The sequence below is a fragment of the Bradyrhizobium sp. genome, from assembly GCF_030646015.1.
Lineage (GTDB): Bacteria > Pseudomonadota > Alphaproteobacteria > Rhizobiales > Xanthobacteraceae > Bradyrhizobium.
Map to the genome: position 1 here is coordinate 38,630 of NZ_JAUSLT010000067.1, position 20,705 is coordinate 59,334.

Genomic DNA, 20,705 nt, shown 5'->3' on the forward strand with positions numbered 1-20,705 from the left:
CGTGATTTGCGCCTGAATCACATGAAATGGAGATATTTCGTGAAATCATACACCAAACCGACGCTCGTCAAGCTGGGTAGCCTCGCGCTGATCAAGTCCAATTCGACGGGACCGAGCACCGACGGCAAGAAGTATTCCGGCTTCTTCAAGTAAGACGGAAGCGTCGGCGAAATCCAGGCGGCGAGCTCCTCGCGGGCGCGCCGCTTTTTCATGGCTAAAAGAGCTTCATGGTTACGAGGATCTGGCGGATATCAGCCCGGCGATCTCTCGTCCGATAGTCCGGTGGCCGACAAAAGCCTGCCGCCAGCCGAGATAGCCCATCAGGGCCATCGCCGAGCGGGTTGAGCTGGTCGCGATGCCGAACGAGAGCTGCTCCAGCGCGTAGTTCGCGGCCCGGCGGTCGATCCAGTCGTCGGGGGCCGTCCTGAGCAGGGCCGCGAAATACTCCCGCGCCTTGTTCACATAGGTCAGCTGAAATGAATTGAACACGAAGGTATCGTTCTGACGCCCGCGCAGGGATTCCGGCACGATGCCCTTCTGGGCTTCCCGCAGCAGCTCCTTGTAGCGGCCCTCGAAGTCATGGACGAGAAGGGCGCTCACCTCATCATAGACGAAGTCCAGCAACGGAAGATCGCAGAACGGCGAGGCGTCGGTCAGTCGCTTCGCGGCGAAATGGCTCTGCGTCACCGTCCGCGGCGCAGAAAAGTAACCCCAGTCATCGCAGATGATGCCGTCGCCGACCAATTCCCTTTCCCGGGTTTCACGCTCCGTCGAATAGGCGTGGAGAGTTCTGCCGCACCGCAGCCAGGGAACCGAATCGGTCAGCATGCGGCGCATGTTGACGTCGCTGACATCGAACGGATTCCACCCCCTGTCGCCAAACATCCGGTTCAGCCGCTGGTGGATGCCTTCGGGAACGAGCGACAACAGGCTCTGCCAGCCGAGATTGGTGCGGCCGCGCGAAAGCAGCGCGCTGGCCGGGGGCAGGGCATTGGCGAAGTGCCGGTATTCCCGGCGCTGCAGCAGATAGGGAAGAAATGACGGCGCGCGCAGGAACAGCTGATCCGCGCCGAATCCGGTAAAGACCTGCGAGCCGGGTTCCGCCACATCGGCGACCGCTCGCGAAAACCAGTCGCCGAACCAGAAGAAATCGCTCGGCTCGTCGGAATAACCGGGGTTCTCGTCGACGCTGGTCGGAAGCTCTTCAGGGGGCATGACGACGAGATCGATCCCGTAGCGGTCCGCGACCTCGCGCGCATAGCCTTCGCTGATCGCGTGAGAGGGCAGGTTGGGCTGCGAGAACATCACGCCGCGAATACCAGAAGCCTGTTCGCCCAGCAGGCAGGCAATGAAGGACGAGTCGAGGCCGCCGGAGATCTCGACGCAAATTTTCGCATCCGGATTGGCTGCAAGGCGGCCCTTGATCGAGTCGCGCAGGATCGCCAGTATTTGCGGCGCAACGTCTTCGCGGCGCTGCGCGCCATCCAGCCGATAGCCGTAACGCCTTCGCACGAGTTGTTGCCGTGTAACGGGGCGACCAAGGCGAATCAATTCACCGGGAAGGACCCTGCTGACATCAGCGAGAGGCGTTTCCGTGCTCAGGAACTGATAGCCGGGCACGAGCAGAACGTGCCTGGCGAAGTAATGTTCGTTCCAGCGGGAACTGGAAGCATCGAAGAAAAAGCCGAGGCGGTTGGCGACCGCGCCATCCCGCTCCCGATAGTAGATCTGATACTGCGACGTGAAGCTCTTGAACGCGTAGGTGTCCTGATCCGTCACGATGATGGCGACGAAGTCGCCGACCGCCTTGGCGATCGCTGACGGACCCTCGCGATCAATCAGCGCGCCCAAATGATCCAGCGCCCGACGCCTGACCTGGTTGTCGACCCGGAAGACGGCGCCCTCGATCAGAATTGTTCCCAAGGCACAATCAATCGTGCTGCAGTCTCGATCGGCGCTCCAGCGGGCTTTGGCAGCCGCGTTTGCGTTCATTGCAGGCTCCGATAGTTATCGGTTACTCTCCTGGGGCAGAGCAGTCTTACGGAAATCGTCGCATTCATGAGCGCATCAATTTTGTGTTTGTCCCATTTCTCCACGAAGCTTTTCGGGATTGACCGAGCCATCACTTTTTTCCGATGGCTGGGACGCGCCCGCGGGCCCGGCCGCTCGCCAAATGCAACAGCAGAGGATCTTGCCGGCCGCGCGATACGTGGCATGCAGCTATTGCCGCTCAGGATCGAGTGTCTCGATCAGGCGGTTGCTACGTGGTACGTCCTGAACCGTCATGGCCATCCGGCTTCCCTCAGGATCGGCATGCGGCTGTCGCCGCTGTCGGGCCACGCCTGGGTGATATGCAATGAGCAAACGTTCATAAAAACCCCCGGCATGGAAGATTTCACGGTCGTGGCTTCCTACCCGCCCTGGGTGGAAACCAGCTGCGTAAATTTCAACTGAACGAGTTCGGCAACGAGTTCTTCGAAGTCGTCCCGAATTTCCTGGCGCTCGGCGCCGTACTCGCCCGCCAGCCGATTGACGACTTCATCCAGGTCGGCCTCGAGCCCGAGCCGCAGCATCCGCGCAGCCGTTTCATTGAGGCCGTAGGAATCGCCTGTCTTCACCGAGAACAGGACGTCCTTTCCTTCGACATTGGTGAGCGTCGTGCCGGGAGCCAATCGAATATGCATTTTCCAACCGCTTTAAGATGAAGGAGCCTCAGGGAGAACCGTGGAAGTCAGGGGATTTGGAAATCAGGGGATTTGGGCGGCGCGAAAGAAGAGTGTTCGCCGCCGGGGAGGCGTCCGCCTGTCTGATGTTGCCAGAGAGAGGCGTAAAGCCCCCCGCTGATGATGAGCTGTTCGTGCGATCCTTCCTCGAGAATGCGTCCCGCATCCAGTACGACAATCCTGTCCATTCGGGCCAGCGTCGAAAGCCGATGCGCAATGGTAATCACTGTTTTCCCCACCATCAGCGTGTCCAGCTGCTCCTGGATCGCGTGCTCCGCCTCGGAGTCGAGCGCCGCGGTGGCTTCGTCCAGCACCAGGATGGGGGCGTTCTTGAGCAGCGTGCGCGCCAGAATGATGCGCTGGCGTTGCCCGCCCGACAATTTCGCACCGCGCTCGCCGGCGCTTGAATCGAGCCCGGTGCGGCCGTCCTCGTCCTGTAGCTCCGACACGAATTGCGCGACCCGGGACTGGTTCAGCGCACGCTCGAGTTCGCCCGGCGTGGCATCGGGCTTGCCGCACATGATGTTGTCGCGAATGGAGCGGTGCAGCAGCGCCGTGTCCTGGGTGACGACCCCGATGCAGGATCGCAGGCTGTCCATCGAGACGTCCTGAATGCTTTGTCCGTCGATCACGATGGAGCCGTCCTGGATATCGTAGAGCCGCAACAGAAGGCTGACGAGCGTCGACTTGCCCGCGCCGGATCGCCCGACAAGACCGACCCGCTCGCCCGGCGCCAGGGTCAGGGTAAATTGCTCGAACAGCGGGCGCTCGCTGGAGTACCCGAAACCGATTTGCCTGAACTCGATCGCGCCGGCCTTGATCTCCAGCGTCTTCGCGTTGGGCATATCGACCATCGTATTGGGCGCCGCGATCGACTCCATCCCTTGCTTAACGTCGCCGAGATTCTGGAATATGCCAGAGACCTCCCAGGCGACCCAGCCGCCGGTGCTTGCCAACTGCCATACCAGGGGCAGCGCCATCGCCACGGCCTCGGCTGGAATGGACTCGTTCAGCCACAGACTGACGCCGATAACGCCGGTGCCTGTCAGCAGTGCCGTATTGAGAAGCGTCAGGCTGGTCATGAAGCCGGTGATGGCCTGCATGTGGCGCAGCTGGGTATCGTTGTGCGACAGCAGCGCGCGGCGAACGTGATCGTTGTCGGTCGCGGCATAGGAGAAGAGTTTGATGGTGAGAATGTTGCTGTAGCAGTCGACGATCCCGGCCATCAAATCCGAATAGGCCTGCGAACTGCCTTCGGCCCTTGTCCGCAGACGAGGCACATAATAACGCAGCAACAGGCCGTAGCCGCAAAACCAGCCCGCAATGGGAAGCGCCAGTCGCCAGTCCGCACCTGCAAGCAGGAAGGCGCTGGCGCCACCATACATCGCGAGATACCACACCGCGCGAATGGCGGCCTCGGCGGTTTCGCGCAAGGAGCCGGCGGTATGCATCACCCGGTGGGCGAGGCGGCCGGGAAAATCATTCTGGAAGAATTGCCAACTCTGGTTCACCACCAGCCAATGGCTGATCCAGCGCATGCGCGATGTGACGCCGGGAACGAGGTAGCTGTTTCGCAGATGCAGATCGAGATAGATCAGGGCAGGGCGGACGAGTCCGATCGCGACCAGAAGCGCGACAAGTGTCGGCCAACGCTCCAGCCAGGCCTGCCACCGGTCGGGCTGACCGACGAAAGCCACCACCTTGCCGACGAACACGGACACCATCGCGTCGGCGCAGGCGACGCCGAAGCCGCAGATGAACAGCCAGACGAAAATCTTCTTATGCTCGGCGAGAAAGTATCGGTAGAACGCGAATAACGAGGAACGGGGGACGTCGGGCGGCGGGGCGGCGGCAATATCAATTTGGTTCATAACACGTCGCTGGTTCGGCGAGACAATCGGCCCGCTTGTGTTCCCGGCGTCGTGGCCCGCGCCGAGATTCGATATGGCGTTCTTCTACATGGCGAAGAGGGACCTTGTCCGAGGAATCGGCGCTGCGCGCGGCGATATATTTCGGTCGTTTTCATCAATTTAGGGGATGCGGCCCCGACGGACCGACCGCACGGTTGGCGTGACAACAGCTGTCACCAGCCTCCGGCGAGCCGGAGCTGGCGTTCCCAACAGGAGGAGAATTCCATGATTCGCTTTTCAGCTCTGGTTGCCGCTGCGTTTGCGCTCGCGGTTTTCGTCGGCGGATCGCTGGCACAGGCCCAGACCGCCTCGGACCCGAAGAGCCAGCCCGGCAGCGGCCAGTGCCGACTGTCAAACGGGCAACGCTGCTAGGCTGACGTGACTTGCGCCAATCCGCTCACCTATCGAATAAACGATCCCCATAGCGCGGCATTGGCCAGCGTTCCCAGTTCATTCATGTGGCAACCGTCATGCGGATTGCGGCCGTCGTTGCCGATCAAATCGGTGTCCGGCCCTGGCCGAATGTTCAGTTGATCGTTGACGGCGGACAGCTGGGCGGCGCGAACGGCCGCGACGTTGGTGGGCGCGTACACATCGCACTTGGTGGTGCGCGACAGATAGAAGGGCGCATCAAACCCGGCCGCGCGAAATCGTTTGACGAATTGATGCAGCAGCGAAACATATTGCTGCTGCGTCGTGGTCAGGATCGCGTCCTTTTCGCCCTGCTGAACCAGAAAGTGGGTTGGCCGGAGTTTTGCGGCCTGAAGGGCTGACATGGCGCGGTCGATCCGCTCGGCGTGCTCGTTGTTCAGCGCCGACAGCGATGCGCCTTCCACGGCAAAGGATGCGACGATGACGCGATCATACCGTCCCGCCTGGATCAGGAGGTCGCCAAGGCGCGTTCCGAAGTTGCCGCCGGCGCCATCGGCCCCCAGCAGCGGATCGGCAGCCGCGAAGCATTTGCCCGAAGCGGGGTCGAAATTGTCAACGGCTTCACGGGCGGAGTATCGGGTGTTGCCGTAATTGGCCGCGTTGCTTTGGCCCAGCAGCACGATCACGGCCGTTCGATCGGAATCCGGCAGGCAAGGTCGTTCAATCCGCGGGAGCGGCGGGAGCGCGGTCAGATTGATCTGGCTGCTGCGGGGACTGACGAGATGGCTGCCGATCGCACCAATCAGCACGCCACCGATCAGGAACGCGAGATTGCGTCGCATTGGAATCATGACACCGCTGGAACGAGGACCGGCTTGTCGGTCGCGTGGCGTGCTTTCTTCAATCTGTTCTGCCGCCATCGATCGATCGGTGCCTCGACCCATCTGTAAAGCATGATCGAGGCGATCAGGGACATCGCCAATGCGAGGCACGCGCCCGCAATGGTCTCCGGCAGCAATATCCATCCAAACAGGAAGTGACAGATATAGAGCGGGTACGACAGTTCGCCGAGATGCCGGTCCCAGGCGATATCACGGGTCGATTCGAACAGGCGCGGCACGCCGATGATGACGGCGCAGAGCAGCGACAACGATGCCAGCCGCGAAACGCCATCCCATTTGCTCAGGGCCAGCGCAGCGAACAATGACACCGCCGCGGTCGAGAGCAGGCGATACACCTGCTTGCGCTCCTCGTCGGTCCGCGAAACATAGGCGTAGTAACCGAGCGAACCCGTCAGGAACAGCGCGATCTCGGAGGGAAAGAACCGGTACGTCCATGGTTCTCCACTGAAGCCGAAGCCCCAGAGCAGCGCGATCCGCAGGATCAGGCTCCCGGCGATGGCTGCCGCAATGACGAGGGGTCCGCGTCGCACAACGAATGGCGCGAGCAGGTAGAAATAGAATTCCAGCCCCAGCGTCCACGCCTGGGGAATCGGCGCGAACGTATACAGCAGGCCCGACATCCCGCCTGGATGCAGCGTGGAGGCCAATGCGCCATTGCTGATGAACAGGAAGAAGTAGATCTCCTGACCGACGATGAAGATCTGCGACCCTATCCAGAACGCCAGACCGGGCAGGTCCAGCGCAGCAATCGGCCCCCAATTGGGGGCCACCGCGAGCGACAGAACCAGCACGACGGCATAGGTTGGCCAGAGTCTCAGCACGCGATTGGAGATGAACAGAAAATACGAGCCGGGCCCATATTTTTCATTCAAGACCAGCGCCATGTAGAAGCCGGAGATGACGAAGAAGCTCTGTACCGCGATGTCGCTGGTCGGAAATCCGAGCGGGATCCCGAAATGGACGAGCACGACGGAAAGCGCGAGAAACAATCGAAGGCTGCCCATGGATAAATGTTGGCGGGACAATCTTGAGGAAGTCTTAATGATTCTCGAAAACCTGGCGCGGCCAGAGCTTTCGCGGCGTCCTGTTTCCCGCCCTGGGCTAGGAGTTGCGTCTGCCGAACAGGACATGCCCCGATCGCCACAGGCGCTCGCAGGCGTCGCGAGCGAAATTCGTCCTTTGCGCCGGCTCGAGCCGCGCGAACACGGCGTGGGACAGAATTTCCGATATGCTCCTGTTTCCGTCGGCCTGCTCCAGCAGCAAGGCTTCCGCTCTCGATATCGGGATCCTCATTTCCCCCTGAGGCGAGGGGCGCGTCAGCATCAATGCGTTGGCATCACCGGCGAGCCGGGTGCCGGCGCGAATGAACGGGACATACGACAGATAATCATCGGTGTCGAAACGCGTGAGGAAGCGTGCGCTTTGCGGCTTCCTGACGAAAAAATCGTGCCGGTCGTTCAGCACGGCAAGATTGTCGATGACGGCCCACTGCTCCGCGGCCGGCAGCGCCAAAACCCTGTCCAGCATCTCTCCGCTCAGAAACCGATCGGCGCAGTAGAGCGCGTTGTCGTTCCAGCCGAAGAAAACGAGCCCGGCCGTTTCGACAAACGTCATGACCTCCGGTACCGAATAGGCCCGGTCCTGGGGGTGAAGCAGCATGTCCACGACCCCCGCATCGTCGGCAAGGTCATTGGGAAGTTTGCCGGTCGTCGAGATCAGAGGATGATTCGGCGGGACAAACTTCAAGAGCTCGCGGGCCATCCTGAGGCCCCCGGCATCCGGACCGGCGCCAAGCCGCCGCAGGGTATCCTGGAGTAAATAGACGCCAGCGCGCCCCGCCGTCCCGTAAAGCATGATGGCCATGCTTCCCTCGAGATCGAGTACGTCCGCGAGTGCCCGGAGTCCGGCATCCGGATCCGGAAGGTGATGCAGGACGCCGGTGGAAATGATCAGGTCAAAGGAGCGATTCAACCTGGCGACGTCGAGCAGGCTCACCTGCCGAAGTTCGAGGTTGCTGAGGCCGTGTCGATCGCGATGGCGGTTGGAGTGCGCGAGGCTGGCCTCGGAAAGATCGATGCCGACGACCGAACAGTCTGGGTTATTGAGGGCGATCAGAGGCGCCTGCGAAGAGCCGCAACCGGCGCACAGGATGCGCAGGTCCTGCCGCGGCCGCCCCTCCGGCCACAACTGAACGCCCGCAAATCGGGGGTCGCATGTCAGCGGTCCCCATTGCTTCAGGAATTTCTCGGCGTCCTCGATTGGCGGCGGATAGCTGTACGCCTCGTACTGCTTCCTGACCGCCTCTGTAACTGTATCTTCCATGAAAAGACTCTAGATCTGCCCGATCCAGCCCGCAATGGTCGCGGAGAACTTCGACGCGAATCTGAAATGCGTTCGTGTTCATGAGGGCGGGTACTCCGACGATAAGGACGGCCGCGGCGGCGACCATACGCCGGTGGCGGCGAGCCAGCCTGAATTTCAGCTTGACGGGCGGTTCGCCTTTTCGAGGAGTGTGGCCCACGTGAACCACCACGTACGGTGTAACGCTTGATGCCAATTCGACTGTGGGCCCGCGCTTGATTCGCGTGGTCGCTTCAGAGAGCGCCAGCGCCTGGAGTCGGCGGTTGCATCAATGTTCATTTCAATTTCAGCGATCAGTTCAAGCCCTGATTTCCGTACTTCTACGGTCCGTTGCGAGCCGCCCACCCATCAGCGTTAGCGAAGTGTAAAAGTTGATCGATTAAATTTGCCTAATAGATGGGCATTGCCGATTCGACGTAGATCCGACGAATCCCAAAATGATCAGGAAATAATCATGAGCGGCTTTTCCGTTCGTCTCACCCACAAGATCATGGCGATAGGCATCGTCGGGTTGCTCGGGCTTCTCGCATTCGGGGCGATCTATCAGATTGGAAACGGGTTGCAGGATGGCTCGCGGATTGTCGCTGACGAAGGCCGCGCCATCTCCAGCCTGAACAAGCAGATTTCGATCAAGATGCTGGAAGCGCGCAGGGCCGAGAAGGATTTCCAGCTCCGTCGCCAAGAGTCCTACTTGAAGCGTCATTCGGAATTGTCTGCCGGAATACAACGCGACATCGACAAATTGAAATCCATGGTGCAATCTGGCGACTTCAACGTCATCCTGCAAAAGGTCGAGATCGCGCAGCGCGGCTTCGCAAACTACGTAAAGAACTTTGCAGGTTTGGCGCAAGCCGAGGTCAAGCTTGGCTTGAACGAGAAGCTCGGCCTGACCGGTTCGCTGCGCGGCGCCGTTCACGACATCGAAGCCAAGCTCAAGGAAATCGATAATCCGCGGCTGACCAGTTCGATGCTGATGTTGCGGCGGCATGAGAAAGATTTCATGTTGCGGCGCGACGAGAAATATGTCGGTCAACTGAAGAAAACCGCCGGGGAGTTCTCAAAGTTGCTGGCAAGCGCCGACATTCAGCCGGCGCTGAAGTCCGACATCGCCGGGAAGCTGGAAAAATATCAGGCGGATTTCTCTGCCTGGGCCACCGTCGCGCTGGAAGTCGCGAACTATGGCGCCGCGGTGTCGAAGACGTTTCACGACATCGAGCCTGTGATCGCCGAGGTCGAGAAAGATGTCGAGCAGCTGTACACTGCGGCTGAAGCCCATGAGGCGGCGACGCGCAGCTCGGTCGCCATGTGGATGGTGATCGCGTTCGCCCTGGCGGTCGTCCTGGTGATTGGACTTTCGCTATTGATTGGACGGTCGATCTCGAAGGCACTCGCTTCGATGGTCTCGGCGATGACCCGGCTTGCGAAAGGCGACCTCAGGATCGCGATTCCGGGCCTCGGCCGCCGGGACGAGATCGGCGAAATGGCCGGCGCGGTCGAAGTGTTCAAGAACAGCATGACCGAGGCGGAGCGGCTGCGCGCCGAACAGCGTGAGACCGAGCAACGGCAGCTGGAACAGCGCAAGGCCGACATGCGCGAGCTTGCCGACGCTTTCGAAGGCGCGGTGGGCGAGATCGTCGAGACGGTGTCTTCGGCTGCGACCGAACTCGAAGCTTCCGCCGATACGCTGACGAGGGCCGCCGAGCGATCGCAGAACCTTGCCACCGTGGTCGCCGCGGCTTCCGAAGAAGCATCCACCAATGTGCAATCGGTTTCCGCAGCCAGCGAGGAACTGACCGCGTCGGTGAACGAGATCAGCCGGCAGGTCCAGGAATCATCCCGGGTCGCCAGTGAAGCGGTCGATCAGGCGCAGGAAACCAATAACCGCGTCAGCGCACTGTCGCTGGCCGCCAGTCGTATCGGCGACGTGGTCGAATTGATCAACACCATCGCCGGACAGACCAATCTGCTGGCGTTGAACGCGACCATCGAAGCGGCGCGCGCCGGCGAGGCCGGTCGCGGCTTTGCCGTGGTGGCGTCGGAAGTGAAGGCGCTCGCCGAACAGACGGCGAAAGCGACCGGCGAAATCAGCCAGCAGATACAGGGCATTCAGGCCGCCACCCAGGATTCGGTGGGGGCCATCAAGGAGATCGGCAACACCATCGGCCGCATGTCGGAGATCTCCTCGACCATTGCCTCGTCGGTTGAGGAGCAGGGCGCTGCGACGCAGGAAATATCGCGCAACATCCAGCACGCAGCAGAGGGCACGCAGCAGGTTTCCTCGAACATTGCCGAAGTGCAGCACGGCGCGACCGAGACCGGTTCGGCCTCCGCACAGGTTCATTCCGCGGCGAAATCGCTGTCAAGCGAAAGCAACCGACTCAAGCTCGAGGTCGGAAAATTTCTCAATTCAGTCAGGGCCGCCTGACCTCTACCCCATCACCTTGACGAGGTCTCCAATCGATTGAGCGCTCTGGGCTTCCGGGTCGTGCAGCGAAAAGGCCGGGCCATCGTAGAGAAACGAGCATTGGTGGATGACGATGTTTCCATCGCCCACGGTCGCCAGGGAATAGTCCGGCGCCTCGTGCGTGCCTGGAATATGGCCCTCGGTTTCGAAATCGAAGGCGACCTGATGGGTCAGCGCGCGCTGGATATGGAAGGGTATGCCACGCCAGGTTCCGGCGATCGGGCGGTGCAGGTGGCCCATGAACATGTAATCGGGTTTTCGCGTGCGGGCGATGATATCCCATTCGGCCTCGCCGTTGGCGAGCTTGATGGTGTCCATGTAGCGCAGGCCGCTGTCGAACGGCGGATGATGCTGGAACAGCAATAGCGGCCGGTCGGCCGGCGCGGAGCCAAGCGCTTGTTCCAGAAAATGCAACCGCGCTTCGCACAGGACGCCGGCATGGTCAGGCGTCTCTTCGTTCAGCGTGTCCAGCGTGACGACGGTCGCGGCATCGAAGACGTGCACGCCCTGAACGAAGCCGTCGGCATCACGGTCGGCCCCGGCAAATTCGCTCCGGAACGCATCGCGTTTGTCGTGGTTCCCCATCATGAGAATGGTGGGGGCGTCGAGTCCGGCCAGCACGCCGGCGAGACTGGCATAGGCCGCCCGTTCGCCCCAATGGGCGAGATCGCCTGACACGATGACGAAGGAGATGTCCTTGTGCGTCGCGTTGATCTTCTCGACGGCGACCGCGAGGCGCTCTGCCGGATCGAGCCCGTACAGCTTCCGGCCGCGTGGCACGAAATGGGTGTCGGTCAGAATTACGAATTTCATCGCTGCATGGTCTCCCGGTCCCACATGGCAAAATCCGGCGAGCCCTCGGTCCGGATCGCGCCCTGATAGCCAAACTCCACCATGTGCACGGTGACGTAGTCCGGGCCGACGAACGCCACGCCATAGGATTCCGGCAGATCGGACGCGCTCAGCATCAGCTTCTCCGAAAACAGCGGGTAGCTGGCATGGTTGGTACCGCGCAGCGAGGTCGCGGGGACGCCGGCGACCGAACCGCCGAGCGGCAGATGACAATGGCCGAAGAAGATATGGCGGATCTTGTCGCGATGCCGCCCGACGATCTGGCGGAATGCCGCGTCGTCCAGCAGCCGGATCTGGTCCATCGGGCCGAGATGGGTCGGCATCGGATTATGATGCATGAACAGCAGGTGCGGACCGTCATGTTCGAACAGCTGTTGCTCCAGCCAGTCCTGCCGCCGCGCGCAATAGCGGCCGGCATGGGTCCGCGGTTCGGTGGTGTCGAGAAACAGGCAGCGACCGGCTGCGGTGTCGTGAAAACCCTGCGCGAAACCGTCGGACTCGGCGTATTCGGGGAATACGCCGAGGAACGCCGCGCGATTGTCGTGATTGCCGATGCAAAGACGAACCGGAAGCGGAAAGTTGTCCAGCCGGCTCCGCAGCCATTCATAGTCCGCCCGGTCGCCCCAATCGGAGAGATCGCCTGTTATTACCATCAGTTCGGCGTCGCTGTGGTCGGCCAGGACGTGCCCGAGCGCGCGCTCGAAATTATGGCGGGGATCGCGGCCGCCGATGGTGCCGCCGGGAGCGGTCAGATGGATGTCGCTCATATGGATGAGTTTCATGGTGAACCTCGCTGGTATGAGAAGCGGGGCGCCGTGGCGCCCCGCTGGGTTGGGTAAGACGAGCTTGATGTCTTGAAATCAGCGCGCCGAGCCGACCGATTTCGGCAGCAGCTTCTGCACGTCGGAGGCCATGTCGGCGAGAACAGCATCCGGCTCCTTGGTGCGCGTTCCCGAAATGATCGTGTTGAGATGATCCTTGATGACGTCGGTAATCTTCAGGCCATTGTCACCGGGAAACGCGTACCACTTGGTCAACAGCGGCAGCTGCTTGACCGCGGTGTAGTTGTTCGGGTTCTTGACGTAGAAATCCTTCAGGTAGACTTCGTTGGTGACCTTGTTGGGCGGCATATAGCCGGTGGTTTCCGCCATGATCGCCGCACCCTTCGGACCGGTCCAGAATTTGACGACTTCCCAGGAGGCGTCGCGCTTGGCCTTGTCCTTGGCGAGGATCATCACGACGTTACCGCCCGCGGGTAGCCGGCCCTTGCTGGCGACGACATCGGGGAAGGTGTGGGTCTTCAGCTTGAACTTGTCGCCTACCATCTGCGTCACCTTGTTCAGATCCGAGGTCGAGGTGACGTGGATGCCGGTCTTGCCGGCGGCGAATGCCGCACGCATCGCCGGCTGATCGAGGTTGGGCATGCCGCCGTCGCTGACGAGGCGGCCGAGCGTCCGGATGGCGAACTGGCCTTCCGGTCCGTCGAACGCCACCTTGGTCTCGTCGGCGTTCAGCATCGTGCCGCCGCGCGAAAACACAGGTGCCTGCCAGAGCCAATTGCCGGTGATGTCCCAGGCGTAAGTGATGCCGTTGACGTCGGGCGCGCTGGCCTTGATCTTTTTGGCAAGGTCGATGATGCCGTCCCACGTCACCGGCAGATTTTCCGGATCTGCGCCGGCCTTCTTGGCGAGGTCGAGGTTGACATAGACGATCGGCAACGAGATCGCGAACGGCAGCGCGTAAACCTTGCCGCTGGAAGTGCCGATATCGAACATCGCCTGGTGGAAGCCCTGCTTGTCGAAATCCTTTTCCGCGGCGATGTAGCCATCGAGCGGCGCCGGGATGTTCTTGTCGACGAGGACGCGGATGCGGTTGAGGCCCTGGAAGCTGACGTCGGGCATCTGGCTGGTGACGGCTTCACGCAGTACGCGCTGGGTGCCGTCCTCATAGGATTCATAGGGCGCACGCATCGACACCTTGATGTCGGGACGAACCTTGGCGAACTCTTCGGCGATCTTCTTGTGGGTTTCGGTGAACAGCTCCGGGTAGGGATATTGCAGCACCACTTCGGTCTGGCTCTGGGCTTGAGCTTGGGCCTGGGCGCCGGCGACGCCGGCAAGCACGGCCAGTGTAGCGACAGTCAGTCTTTTCAACATCGATAGCTCCTTCGTTACGATTGCACCTGTGGTCTATTTGATACCGGTCAGCGTGATGCCTTCGATGAACCGGCGTTGCGCGAGCAGGAACGCGACGACGAGCGGCGCGATGATGACGATGGCGGCAGCCATCAGCGGGCCGTAATTGGTGCCGGCTTCCTCGTTGCGGAAGCTGGCGACGCCGAGCGGCGGGGTACGCAGGTGCTCGCTGTTGAGCACGATCAGCGGCCAGAAATAGTCGTTCCAGTGCGCCACCACCGAGAAGATGCCGAAGGCGGTCAGGGCCGGGATCGCGGTCGGCAGCATCACGCGCCAGACGATGCCGAACTCGGAAATCCCGTCCATGCGGGCGGCCTCGATCAGGTCGTCCGGCACGGTCTTGAAGAACTGCCGCATCAGGAAAATGCCGAACGCCGAGATCGTGAACGGCACGATCAGCGCGGCATAGCTGTCGAGGATTCCGAACTGGTGAAACAGCAGGAACACCGGGATCGCGGTGGCCTGCGGCGGAATCAGGATACAGAACAGCACCAGCGCAAACAGCACCTCGCGGCCGGCGAACCGCAGCTTGGCGAGCGCGTAGGCGGCGGGCAGCGCGATCAGCACCTGCAGGACGAAGATCGACACCGTGACCACGACGCCGTTGAGCAGGAACCGCCAGAGGTTGGCCTTGCCGAAGGCGGTCGCAAAATTGTCCCACAGCGCAAAGCTGTGCGGGATGAAGTGAATGCTTTTTGTGAAGATCTCGGTCTGTGGTTTCGACGCCGTCGAGATCATCCAGACAAACGGCAGCAGAATGAACGCGGCCCCGGCCAGCAGCAGCGAATGCCGGGCAACGGACCAGACGATGGCACGAGGGCGCGGCGTCATACGTAATGCACTCCGCGGTTCGCCAGCGCCGATTTGACCAGCGTTAGCAGCAGCACGAATACCAGGAACACCACGGTCAGGGCCGCGCCATAGCCGGAGCGGAAAAATTCGAACCCCTCGACATACATGGTGTGGATGAGGACCTCGGAGGATTTCGAGGGGCCACCCTTGGTCAGGACGTGGACGGTATCGAACACCTGAAACGAGCGGATCCCGGTGATGACGACCACGAACACGGTGGTCGGTCCCAGCATCGGCCAGGTCACCAGCCGGAACCGGGCCCAGGCGCCGTGCGCGCCGTCGATCTCGGCGGCGTCGTAGAGCTGCCGGGGGATCGAGACGAGGCCGGCGAGAAACAGCACCATGTTGAAGCCGAGCGCCTGCCAGACTCCGATCACACAGAGCGCATACAGCGCGGTACGGCGGTCCTGCAGCCAGCTAAAACCCTCGAACCCGATGCCGTGCAGCAGCCCGTTGATCAGCCCGAACTGCGGATGCAGCATGAATTCCCAGACGATCGACATCGCAATCAGCGTCGCCATCACAGGCAGGAAATAGATGGTGCGGTACCATGCCCGGAAGCTGCCGCCACTTTCGATCAGAAGCGCCACGGCGAGTCCCAGCGCTACCGCCGCGGGCACCACGATCGCGACATAGGTCAGCGTGTTGCGCAGCGAGAGCCAAAATACCCGGTCGCCAAACATGTCCTGATAGTTCGCAAGGCCAATCCAGGAGAATTGCGGGCTTCCGAGCTGGTAGTCGGTAAACGACAGCGCGATGACGCCGAGCAGCGGCCCGAGCAGCAGCAAACACATCAGGGTGAAAGCAGGCGCCACCATGGCCAGCGCAGGACGTGTACGATTGGGGCTCCGAACCTGCGATGGCGTGGCTGGGGCTACGTGGCGTTCGGCAGGTATCGCAACAGCGGCGAGGGCGTCAGCCAAGGGCTTTCTCCCGCACGCGCTCGCTGCGAGCCGGCGCCGTGACGTCAATGCGTTTGCCGGCGGCGTCGAATATCCTGACGGCGTTGGCGGAAAAGCCGAGGTGGATGGCGCTGCCGATCTCCGGCAGTTGCTGGTCGGGGCTGACACGCGCGAGCAAGGGCAGGTCGATACGATCGACCTTGACGTGAATGAATGCCTCCGCGCCGAGATGCTCGAGATGCGTCACGATGCCGGCAATGGCGCCCGGGCCGTGACCGAGCTCCATGCGCTCCGGTCGCACGCAGACCGTACAGCGGCCCGCCGCCGCTGTGGTATTGAGGCGAAGCTGCCGTCCCAGCACCTCCAGGCCGCGGTCCTCGCGGATGACCCCGGGCATGGCGTTGATCTTGGGACTGCCGACGAATTCCGCGACCCGGATGTCCCGCGGATTCTCGTAGACTTCGGCAGGGGTGCCGATCTGGACGATGTTGCCCTCGATCATGACGGCGATGCGGCTCGACATCGTCATCGCCTCGGCCTGGTCGTGGGTGACGTAGACAAAAGTGGCCTTCAGCTGGCGATGCAACTGGGCCAGCTCGGCGCGCATATGCACCCGCAGCTTGGCATCGAGATTCGACAGGGGTTCGTCGAACAGAAAGCCGACGGGTTGGCGCACGATGGCGCGGCCGACCGCGACGCGCTGGCGCTGGCCGCCGGAGAGTTGTCCCGGCTTGCGCTTGAGCAACGCGGAGAGTTCGAGCTGGGCGGCAACGCGCTCGACGTCTTCCCGGATGCCGTGTTCGGTGCGGGCGCGTCCCGGGAGCAACCGGCCAACCAGGGGCATGCGTGCAAGTGCGGAATGCCGTCGCATCCGCAGCGGCACCGCAATATTGTCGAACACGGTCAGGTGCGGATACAGCGCATAGGACTGAAACACCATCGCGAGGTTGCGGGCGCTGGGCCTGATGCCGTCGACCTGGACGCCGTCGATGCGAACCTCGCCGGAACTCTGGGGTTCCAGGCCCGCAATGATGCGCAGCAATGTCGATTTGCCGCAGCCCGAGGGGCCGATCAGCGCGATGAACTCGCCGTCTTCGATCGCCAGGTCAATTCCCTTTAGAATTGCCGTCTGGTCGAAGGTCTTGCGGATCCCGTTCAGTTCGATCTTCGCCATTTCGCCGGTGTCCCCACTGCAATGCAGCAATGAACGTTGATTAGGGGCGGCGCTTGACAGTCACATAACAGTCAAAGGATTTCCCTATCCACAACACAGGATTTTCCTTCTGGGGCACTCCCGCGCGATCCGGGATTTGTTCGGAGTTAGAGGTTGATTTGAAATGGCTTTGACGTCTTCGCGCGTGCGCGCGGTAAACGCGGTTTTCGAAGCCGGCAATTTTTCCGCTGCGGCAAGACGTCTCGGCGTCTCGCAGCCCTCGGTCGCCCAGCTGGTTCGTGAGCTGGAGTCCGAGTTCAATGTCAGGCTGTTCGATCGACACGGCCACAATCTGGTGGCTACTTCGCTATGCCGCCAGCTCTACGCCGCGACCAACCGAATCCAGGCGATGGAAGCCGACGCGGTGGCAATTCTCGAGCAGCGCGAGGAGCTGGCGGGAGGCGAGCTGCGCGTGGGCCTGGGTAACTCAATGCCCGGGATGGCGCTCATTTCTGCATTCAAGGCGCTCTATCCGAAAATCCAGATCAGCGTGGAGATCGGCAACTGGTCGGACATCATGGCTGCCGTCATCGATCGGCGCGTCGACGTTGCGGTGCTGCCCGAGGTGCCTCAGGACCGCCGGTTTCGATGCGAAGTGTGTCTCAATCAGCGTGTCGTGGCGATCTGTCATCCGGGACACCGCCTCAATCAGTTGGGTCAGGTGTCGGTCGCCGAGCTGACGCAATACCCGCTGGTGTTTCGCAGCCGCAATTCCTCCACCCAACGCGTCGTGGACAAGGCATTCCGCGCGGCCGGACTGCGGATCGAGCCGGGCATCGTCGTCAACACCCGCGAAGGCATGCTGGAAGCCGTGGCGAACCAGCTCGGGATCGGATTCATATGGGAGCATGGCTCAAGCCGCGTCGACCGCATCGCCAAGGTCGTGGTGTCGGAGATGGACGTCGAGGTCCCCGAGTATATTTTCTCGCTGTTCGGCGCCAAGGGAAAACTCGTCGAGCTGTTCTTTCATTCGCGCAATCTGCTGCCGCAGGGTTCGAACTGAGGCGCTATCGTTCTGGTGCAGAAACGACCCGATCGCAGGACAGCCGCGATGCCCTGCAATCCAGATATCCGATCGGCTCGGTGGCTTGCGGCCAGAGGCGGTTCGCGGTTCGAAAAACCTATGCCGAGATGATGACCTTGAGCGCCCGCGTGCCGGCTGCGTTTCCGAACGTTTCGTAGGCATCGAGAATCTGATCGAATTTGAAGCGATGCGTGATCAGGAGCCGGGGATCGATCTTGTTCGATTGCACGGTCTTCAGCAGCATCGGGGTCGTGACCGTATCGACCAGCCGGGTCGTGATCGTGATGTTCTGCGACCACAGCCGTTCGAGATGGAGGTCGGCCTTGGTGCCGTGGACGCCGACATTGGCGATCACGCCGCCAGGCGCGATGATGTCCTCGCAGAGGACGAAGGTTGCGGGAATGCCGACCGCCTCGATCGCGGTATCAACGCCGCGGCCATTCGTGAGCGCCATGACCTTCTCCACCGCCTTGCCGTCGGTGCTATTGACGGTATGGGTTGCACCGAAGCGGCGGGCGACTTCGAGACGGTTGTCATCGAGATCGATCATGATAATCTCCGCCGGTGAATAGAACTGCGCCGTGAGCAGTGTCGCCAGACCGATGGGGCCGGTGCCGACGATCGCCACGGTGGATCCCGGAGCGACCTTGCCGTTGAGCACGCCGCATTCGAATCCGGTCGGGAGAATGTCGCTCAGCATGACCAGCGCTTCCTCGTCCGCGCCTTCGGGGATCGGATAGAGGCTGGTGTCGGCATGGGGAATCCGAACGAAATCCGCCTGCGTGCCGTCGATGACGTTGCCAAGGATCCAGCCGCCGGTGGTGCAATGAGAATACATGCCACGCCGGCAATATTCGCATTTGCCGCACGATGAGATGCAGGAGATCAGCACGTGGTCGCCGGGGCGGAACGCGGTCACGCCGACGCCGACGGCGTCGATGATGCCAACCCCTTCATGCCCGAGAATTCGCCCCGGTGTGCAGGTGGTGACGTCACCCTTCAGAATGTGCAGGTCGGTTCCGCAGATCGTCGTCTTGGTGACCCTGACGATGGCGTCGCCCGGAAGCTGAAGTTCCGGCTTGGCACGGTCTTCAACAGCCTTCGCGCCGGGGCCGAGGTAGATGAGGGCTTTCATGTGATCTTCCATTCGTAGGAGGCGGGGGTCATCAAGCCTGGGGGTTTTCTGCTCCGGCTGCTTGATCTGGATCAGCGGTCTGCAAGCGAAGGGGGGAGTGGCAATCCGAGCGCTCTTGCTCCGACTTCCCCGTCGTCACGATTAAAGGAACCCGGCTTCAACCGGCCGAACTCCCGTGGTGCGGGTTCCGCTTGCGGGGGCGCTCTCGATCGGCTTCGTTGCGCCACCGCTTGACTTCGTCGAGCTCGGTGTCGGGCTGCGTTACGATTACTTCGCGTTGCCCGAGGTAGAGCTTGCCGCTGTCGCCGTCGATGGTGATCCAGTCGCTTTCCGAGATCGCTGTGTCCGCGAGCTTTGCCCGGGCGGCCGCGACGTCGATCGCCATGCTGCCGCATCCGACGACGCAGGGCTTGCCCATCTGGCGCGCGACCAGCGCGGCATGCGCGGTGCGGGCGCCAACGGATGTCACGATGCCTGCTGCGGCGGCAAAGCCCGCGACGTCGGCGGTGCTGGTATCGGGCCGCATCAGGATCACGGGGTCCCCCGCGGCGGCCAGGCGTTGCGCGCTTTCGGAGCAGAACGCCGCCCGTCCGACCGCGATGCCGCCCGACGCGCCGATGCCGGCGGTGACCGGATCATCCGCGGATGCCAGCGAGATCTGGACGAGAGCCGCAGGGTCGATGCCGTCGAGTCGCTGCAGCCCTTCTTGCTGCGTGATCAGTCCTTCGCGCACGAGGTCGATGGCGATCCGGAGCGCCGCGCGCGGGGTCCGCTTCGCGGAGCGCGTCTGCAGAATCCACAATTTGCCGTCCTCGATCGTAAACTCGACATCCTGCACATCGCCGAATTCCCGTTCCAGGCGCCCGAGAGTATCGCCCAGTTCGGCCGCAGCCGCCGGCAGCGAGCGGGCGAAGGTCTCTTCCGTATCCGGCGTCCGGCGGCCCGAGACGACGTCTTCGCCCTGGGCGTCGAGCACGAGGTCGATCATCGGCTGGGCTTTGCCGGTTGAGGGATCCCGCGAAAACGCCACGCCGGCCCCGGACGAAAGTCCGCCATTGCCGAATACCATGGCCTGGACCGTAACCGCCGTACCCCGGAGATGGTCGAGTTTCTCTATACGGCGATAGGCCTGCGCCCGTTCGCTCATCCACGACCGGTAGACGGCCCTTGCGGCGCTGTCGAGCTGCACCATCGCATCCTCCAGCCAGCTGTCATCGCCTTCCTCGATCAGCGCCTGCTCGTCTGCGGCGAGACGCTCGAGGGCCTCGCTGTCCAGTTCGCGGTCGCTGGCAACGCCTTCGCTGGCGGTCAACTCGGCAAGGCACGCCGCGAACGGCTCGGGGTCGAGGCTCAGCACCGCTTCGGCATAGCTTTCGAGAAACCGCCGCCGACAATCCCACGCCAGCCGCGGCCGGCCGGTGGCCCGGATCAGACCCTGCACGGCGGTCGACGTGCAGCCGACGTTGAGGACCGTATCCAGCATGCCCGGCATCGATCGCGCCGCTCCCGAGCGTACCGATACCAGCAGCGGATGCCGGCGATCGCCAAGGCGCTTTCCGGTCGCGTTTTCCAGGAACTCGATACCGTCTTTCAGGCCATCGCGCAGATGGCGCTGCGCATGTCCATCCCCGTCGATGATCGCCGCGCAGAGCTTCACCGGGAGCACGAAGGCCGGCGGCACCGGCAGACCGAGGGCCGCCATCCGCGCCAGGTTGGCGGCTTTGGCGCCGACCACTTCGGCGGAATGCTGTTCGGTCGATACACCGCCGATACGCACGATATGCATAGGCTCGAGTCCTT

18 protein-coding genes are annotated in these 20,705 nt (G+C 62.2%); 4 read left to right on the forward strand and 14 right to left on the reverse strand.

What is annotated here, in order from left to right:
- Positions 1–231: 231 nt before the first annotated feature.
- Positions 232–1,923, reverse strand: coding sequence for an asparagine synthase C-terminal domain-containing protein (locus Q7T45_RS09510; RefSeq protein WP_304870068.1), 1,692 nt, complete (start codon positions 1,921–1,923; stop codon positions 232–234).
- 135 nt (positions 1,924–2,058) lie between these two features.
- Between Q7T45_RS09510 and Q7T45_RS09515 the strand changes: the two genes are divergently transcribed.
- Entirely contained in the window at positions 2,059–2,454 is a 396-nt protein-coding gene (locus Q7T45_RS09515) for a lasso peptide biosynthesis B2 protein (protein WP_304870070.1), read from the forward strand.
- Here Q7T45_RS09515 and Q7T45_RS09520 read toward each other — a convergent pair.
- Positions 2,412–2,684: a PqqD family protein gene (locus Q7T45_RS09520; RefSeq protein WP_304870072.1), complete on the reverse strand. Its 273-nt coding sequence runs from the start codon at positions 2,682–2,684 to the stop codon at positions 2,412–2,414. The two genes, Q7T45_RS09515 and Q7T45_RS09520, sit on opposite strands and share 43 nt — an antisense overlap.
- A 47-nt stretch (positions 2,685–2,731) precedes the next feature.
- A complete protein-coding gene (locus tag Q7T45_RS09525; protein WP_304870074.1) occupies positions 2,732–4,594 on the reverse strand; it encodes an ABC transporter ATP-binding protein in 1,863 nt (620 codons plus the stop codon).
- A gap of 264 nt (positions 4,595–4,858) precedes the next feature.
- Between Q7T45_RS09525 and Q7T45_RS09530 the strand changes: the two genes are divergently transcribed.
- Positions 4,859–5,005 (forward strand): hypothetical protein, encoded by a 147-nt coding sequence (locus Q7T45_RS09530; protein ID WP_304870076.1) that lies wholly within the window; start codon positions 4,859–4,861, stop codon positions 5,003–5,005.
- Positions 5,006–5,034: 29 nt separating this feature from the next.
- Here Q7T45_RS09530 and Q7T45_RS09535 read toward each other — a convergent pair whose 3' ends face one another.
- The 3 genes from Q7T45_RS09535 to Q7T45_RS09545 form a co-directional block, all read right to left on the reverse strand.
- The gene (locus Q7T45_RS09535; protein WP_304870078.1) at positions 5,035–5,925 is read right to left on the reverse strand and encodes a sialate O-acetylesterase; all 891 of its coding nucleotides are present in this window, start codon (positions 5,923–5,925) and stop codon (positions 5,035–5,037) included.
- Positions 5,853–6,911: an acyltransferase gene (locus tag Q7T45_RS09540; RefSeq protein WP_304870080.1), complete on the reverse strand. Its 1,059-nt coding sequence runs from the start codon at positions 6,909–6,911 to the stop codon at positions 5,853–5,855. Before Q7T45_RS09540 ends, Q7T45_RS09535 begins: the two co-directional genes overlap by 73 nt.
- Before the next feature lie 97 nt (positions 6,912–7,008).
- Positions 7,009–8,229, reverse strand: a complete 1,221-nt coding sequence (locus tag Q7T45_RS09545) for a class I SAM-dependent methyltransferase (RefSeq protein WP_304870082.1) — start codon at positions 8,227–8,229, stop codon at positions 7,009–7,011.
- Between the two features lie 493 nt (positions 8,230–8,722).
- On the opposite strand from Q7T45_RS09545, the gene Q7T45_RS09550 reads away from it, so the two are divergent.
- Complete coding sequence (locus Q7T45_RS09550) at positions 8,723–10,693, forward strand: methyl-accepting chemotaxis protein (protein ID WP_304870084.1); 1,971 nt, start codon at positions 8,723–8,725, stop codon at positions 10,691–10,693.
- A gap of 3 nt (positions 10,694–10,696) precedes the next feature.
- Here the strand turns inward: Q7T45_RS09550 and Q7T45_RS09555 are convergent, their stop codons facing one another.
- The 6 genes from Q7T45_RS09555 to Q7T45_RS09580 form a co-directional block, all read right to left on the reverse strand.
- The gene (locus Q7T45_RS09555; protein WP_304870086.1) at positions 10,697–11,545 is read right to left on the reverse strand and encodes a phosphodiesterase; all 849 of its coding nucleotides are present in this window, start codon (positions 11,543–11,545) and stop codon (positions 10,697–10,699) included.
- Positions 11,542–12,366 carry a phosphodiesterase gene (locus Q7T45_RS09560; protein ID WP_304870088.1) on the reverse strand — a complete coding sequence of 275 codons (825 nt, stop codon included), beginning with the start codon at positions 12,364–12,366 and terminating at the stop codon, positions 11,542–11,544. The genes Q7T45_RS09555 and Q7T45_RS09560 overlap by 4 nt, the downstream gene beginning before the upstream one ends.
- A 78-nt stretch (positions 12,367–12,444) precedes the next feature.
- Complete coding sequence (locus Q7T45_RS09565; protein ID WP_304870090.1) at positions 12,445–13,740, reverse strand: ABC transporter substrate-binding protein; 1,296 nt, start codon at positions 13,738–13,740, stop codon at positions 12,445–12,447.
- 33 nt (positions 13,741–13,773) lie between these two features.
- Positions 13,774–14,610 (reverse strand): carbohydrate ABC transporter permease, encoded by an 837-nt coding sequence (locus tag Q7T45_RS09570; RefSeq protein WP_304870092.1) that lies wholly within the window; start codon positions 14,608–14,610, stop codon positions 13,774–13,776.
- The gene (locus tag Q7T45_RS09575) at positions 14,607–15,449 is read right to left on the reverse strand and encodes a carbohydrate ABC transporter permease (RefSeq protein WP_304870094.1); all 843 of its coding nucleotides are present in this window, start codon (positions 15,447–15,449) and stop codon (positions 14,607–14,609) included. Before Q7T45_RS09575 ends, Q7T45_RS09570 begins: the two co-directional genes overlap by 4 nt.
- 97 nt (positions 15,450–15,546) lie before the next feature.
- On the reverse strand, positions 15,547–16,707 hold the full coding sequence (locus Q7T45_RS09580) for an ABC transporter ATP-binding protein (protein ID WP_304870096.1): 1,161 nt from the start codon (positions 16,705–16,707) through the stop codon (positions 15,547–15,549).
- A gap of 163 nt (positions 16,708–16,870) precedes the next feature.
- Here Q7T45_RS09580 and Q7T45_RS09585 point away from each other — a divergent pair, with 163 nt between their 5' ends.
- On the forward strand, positions 16,871–17,749 hold the full coding sequence (locus Q7T45_RS09585; RefSeq protein WP_304870098.1) for a LysR family transcriptional regulator: 879 nt from the start codon (positions 16,871–16,873) through the stop codon (positions 17,747–17,749).
- A gap of 118 nt (positions 17,750–17,867) precedes the next feature.
- On the opposite strand, the gene Q7T45_RS09590 is transcribed toward Q7T45_RS09585, so the two are convergent.
- Both Q7T45_RS09590 and Q7T45_RS09595 read right to left on the reverse strand, forming a co-directional pair.
- Positions 17,868–18,905 carry a zinc-dependent alcohol dehydrogenase family protein gene (locus Q7T45_RS09590; protein ID WP_304870100.1) on the reverse strand — a complete coding sequence of 346 codons (1,038 nt, stop codon included), beginning with the start codon at positions 18,903–18,905 and terminating at the stop codon, positions 17,868–17,870.
- Positions 18,906–19,062: 157 nt separating this feature from the next.
- Positions 19,063–20,691 (reverse strand): PEP/pyruvate-binding domain-containing protein, encoded by a 1,629-nt coding sequence (locus tag Q7T45_RS09595; protein ID WP_304870102.1) that lies wholly within the window; start codon positions 20,689–20,691, stop codon positions 19,063–19,065.
- Positions 20,692–20,705 lie beyond the last annotated feature (14 nt).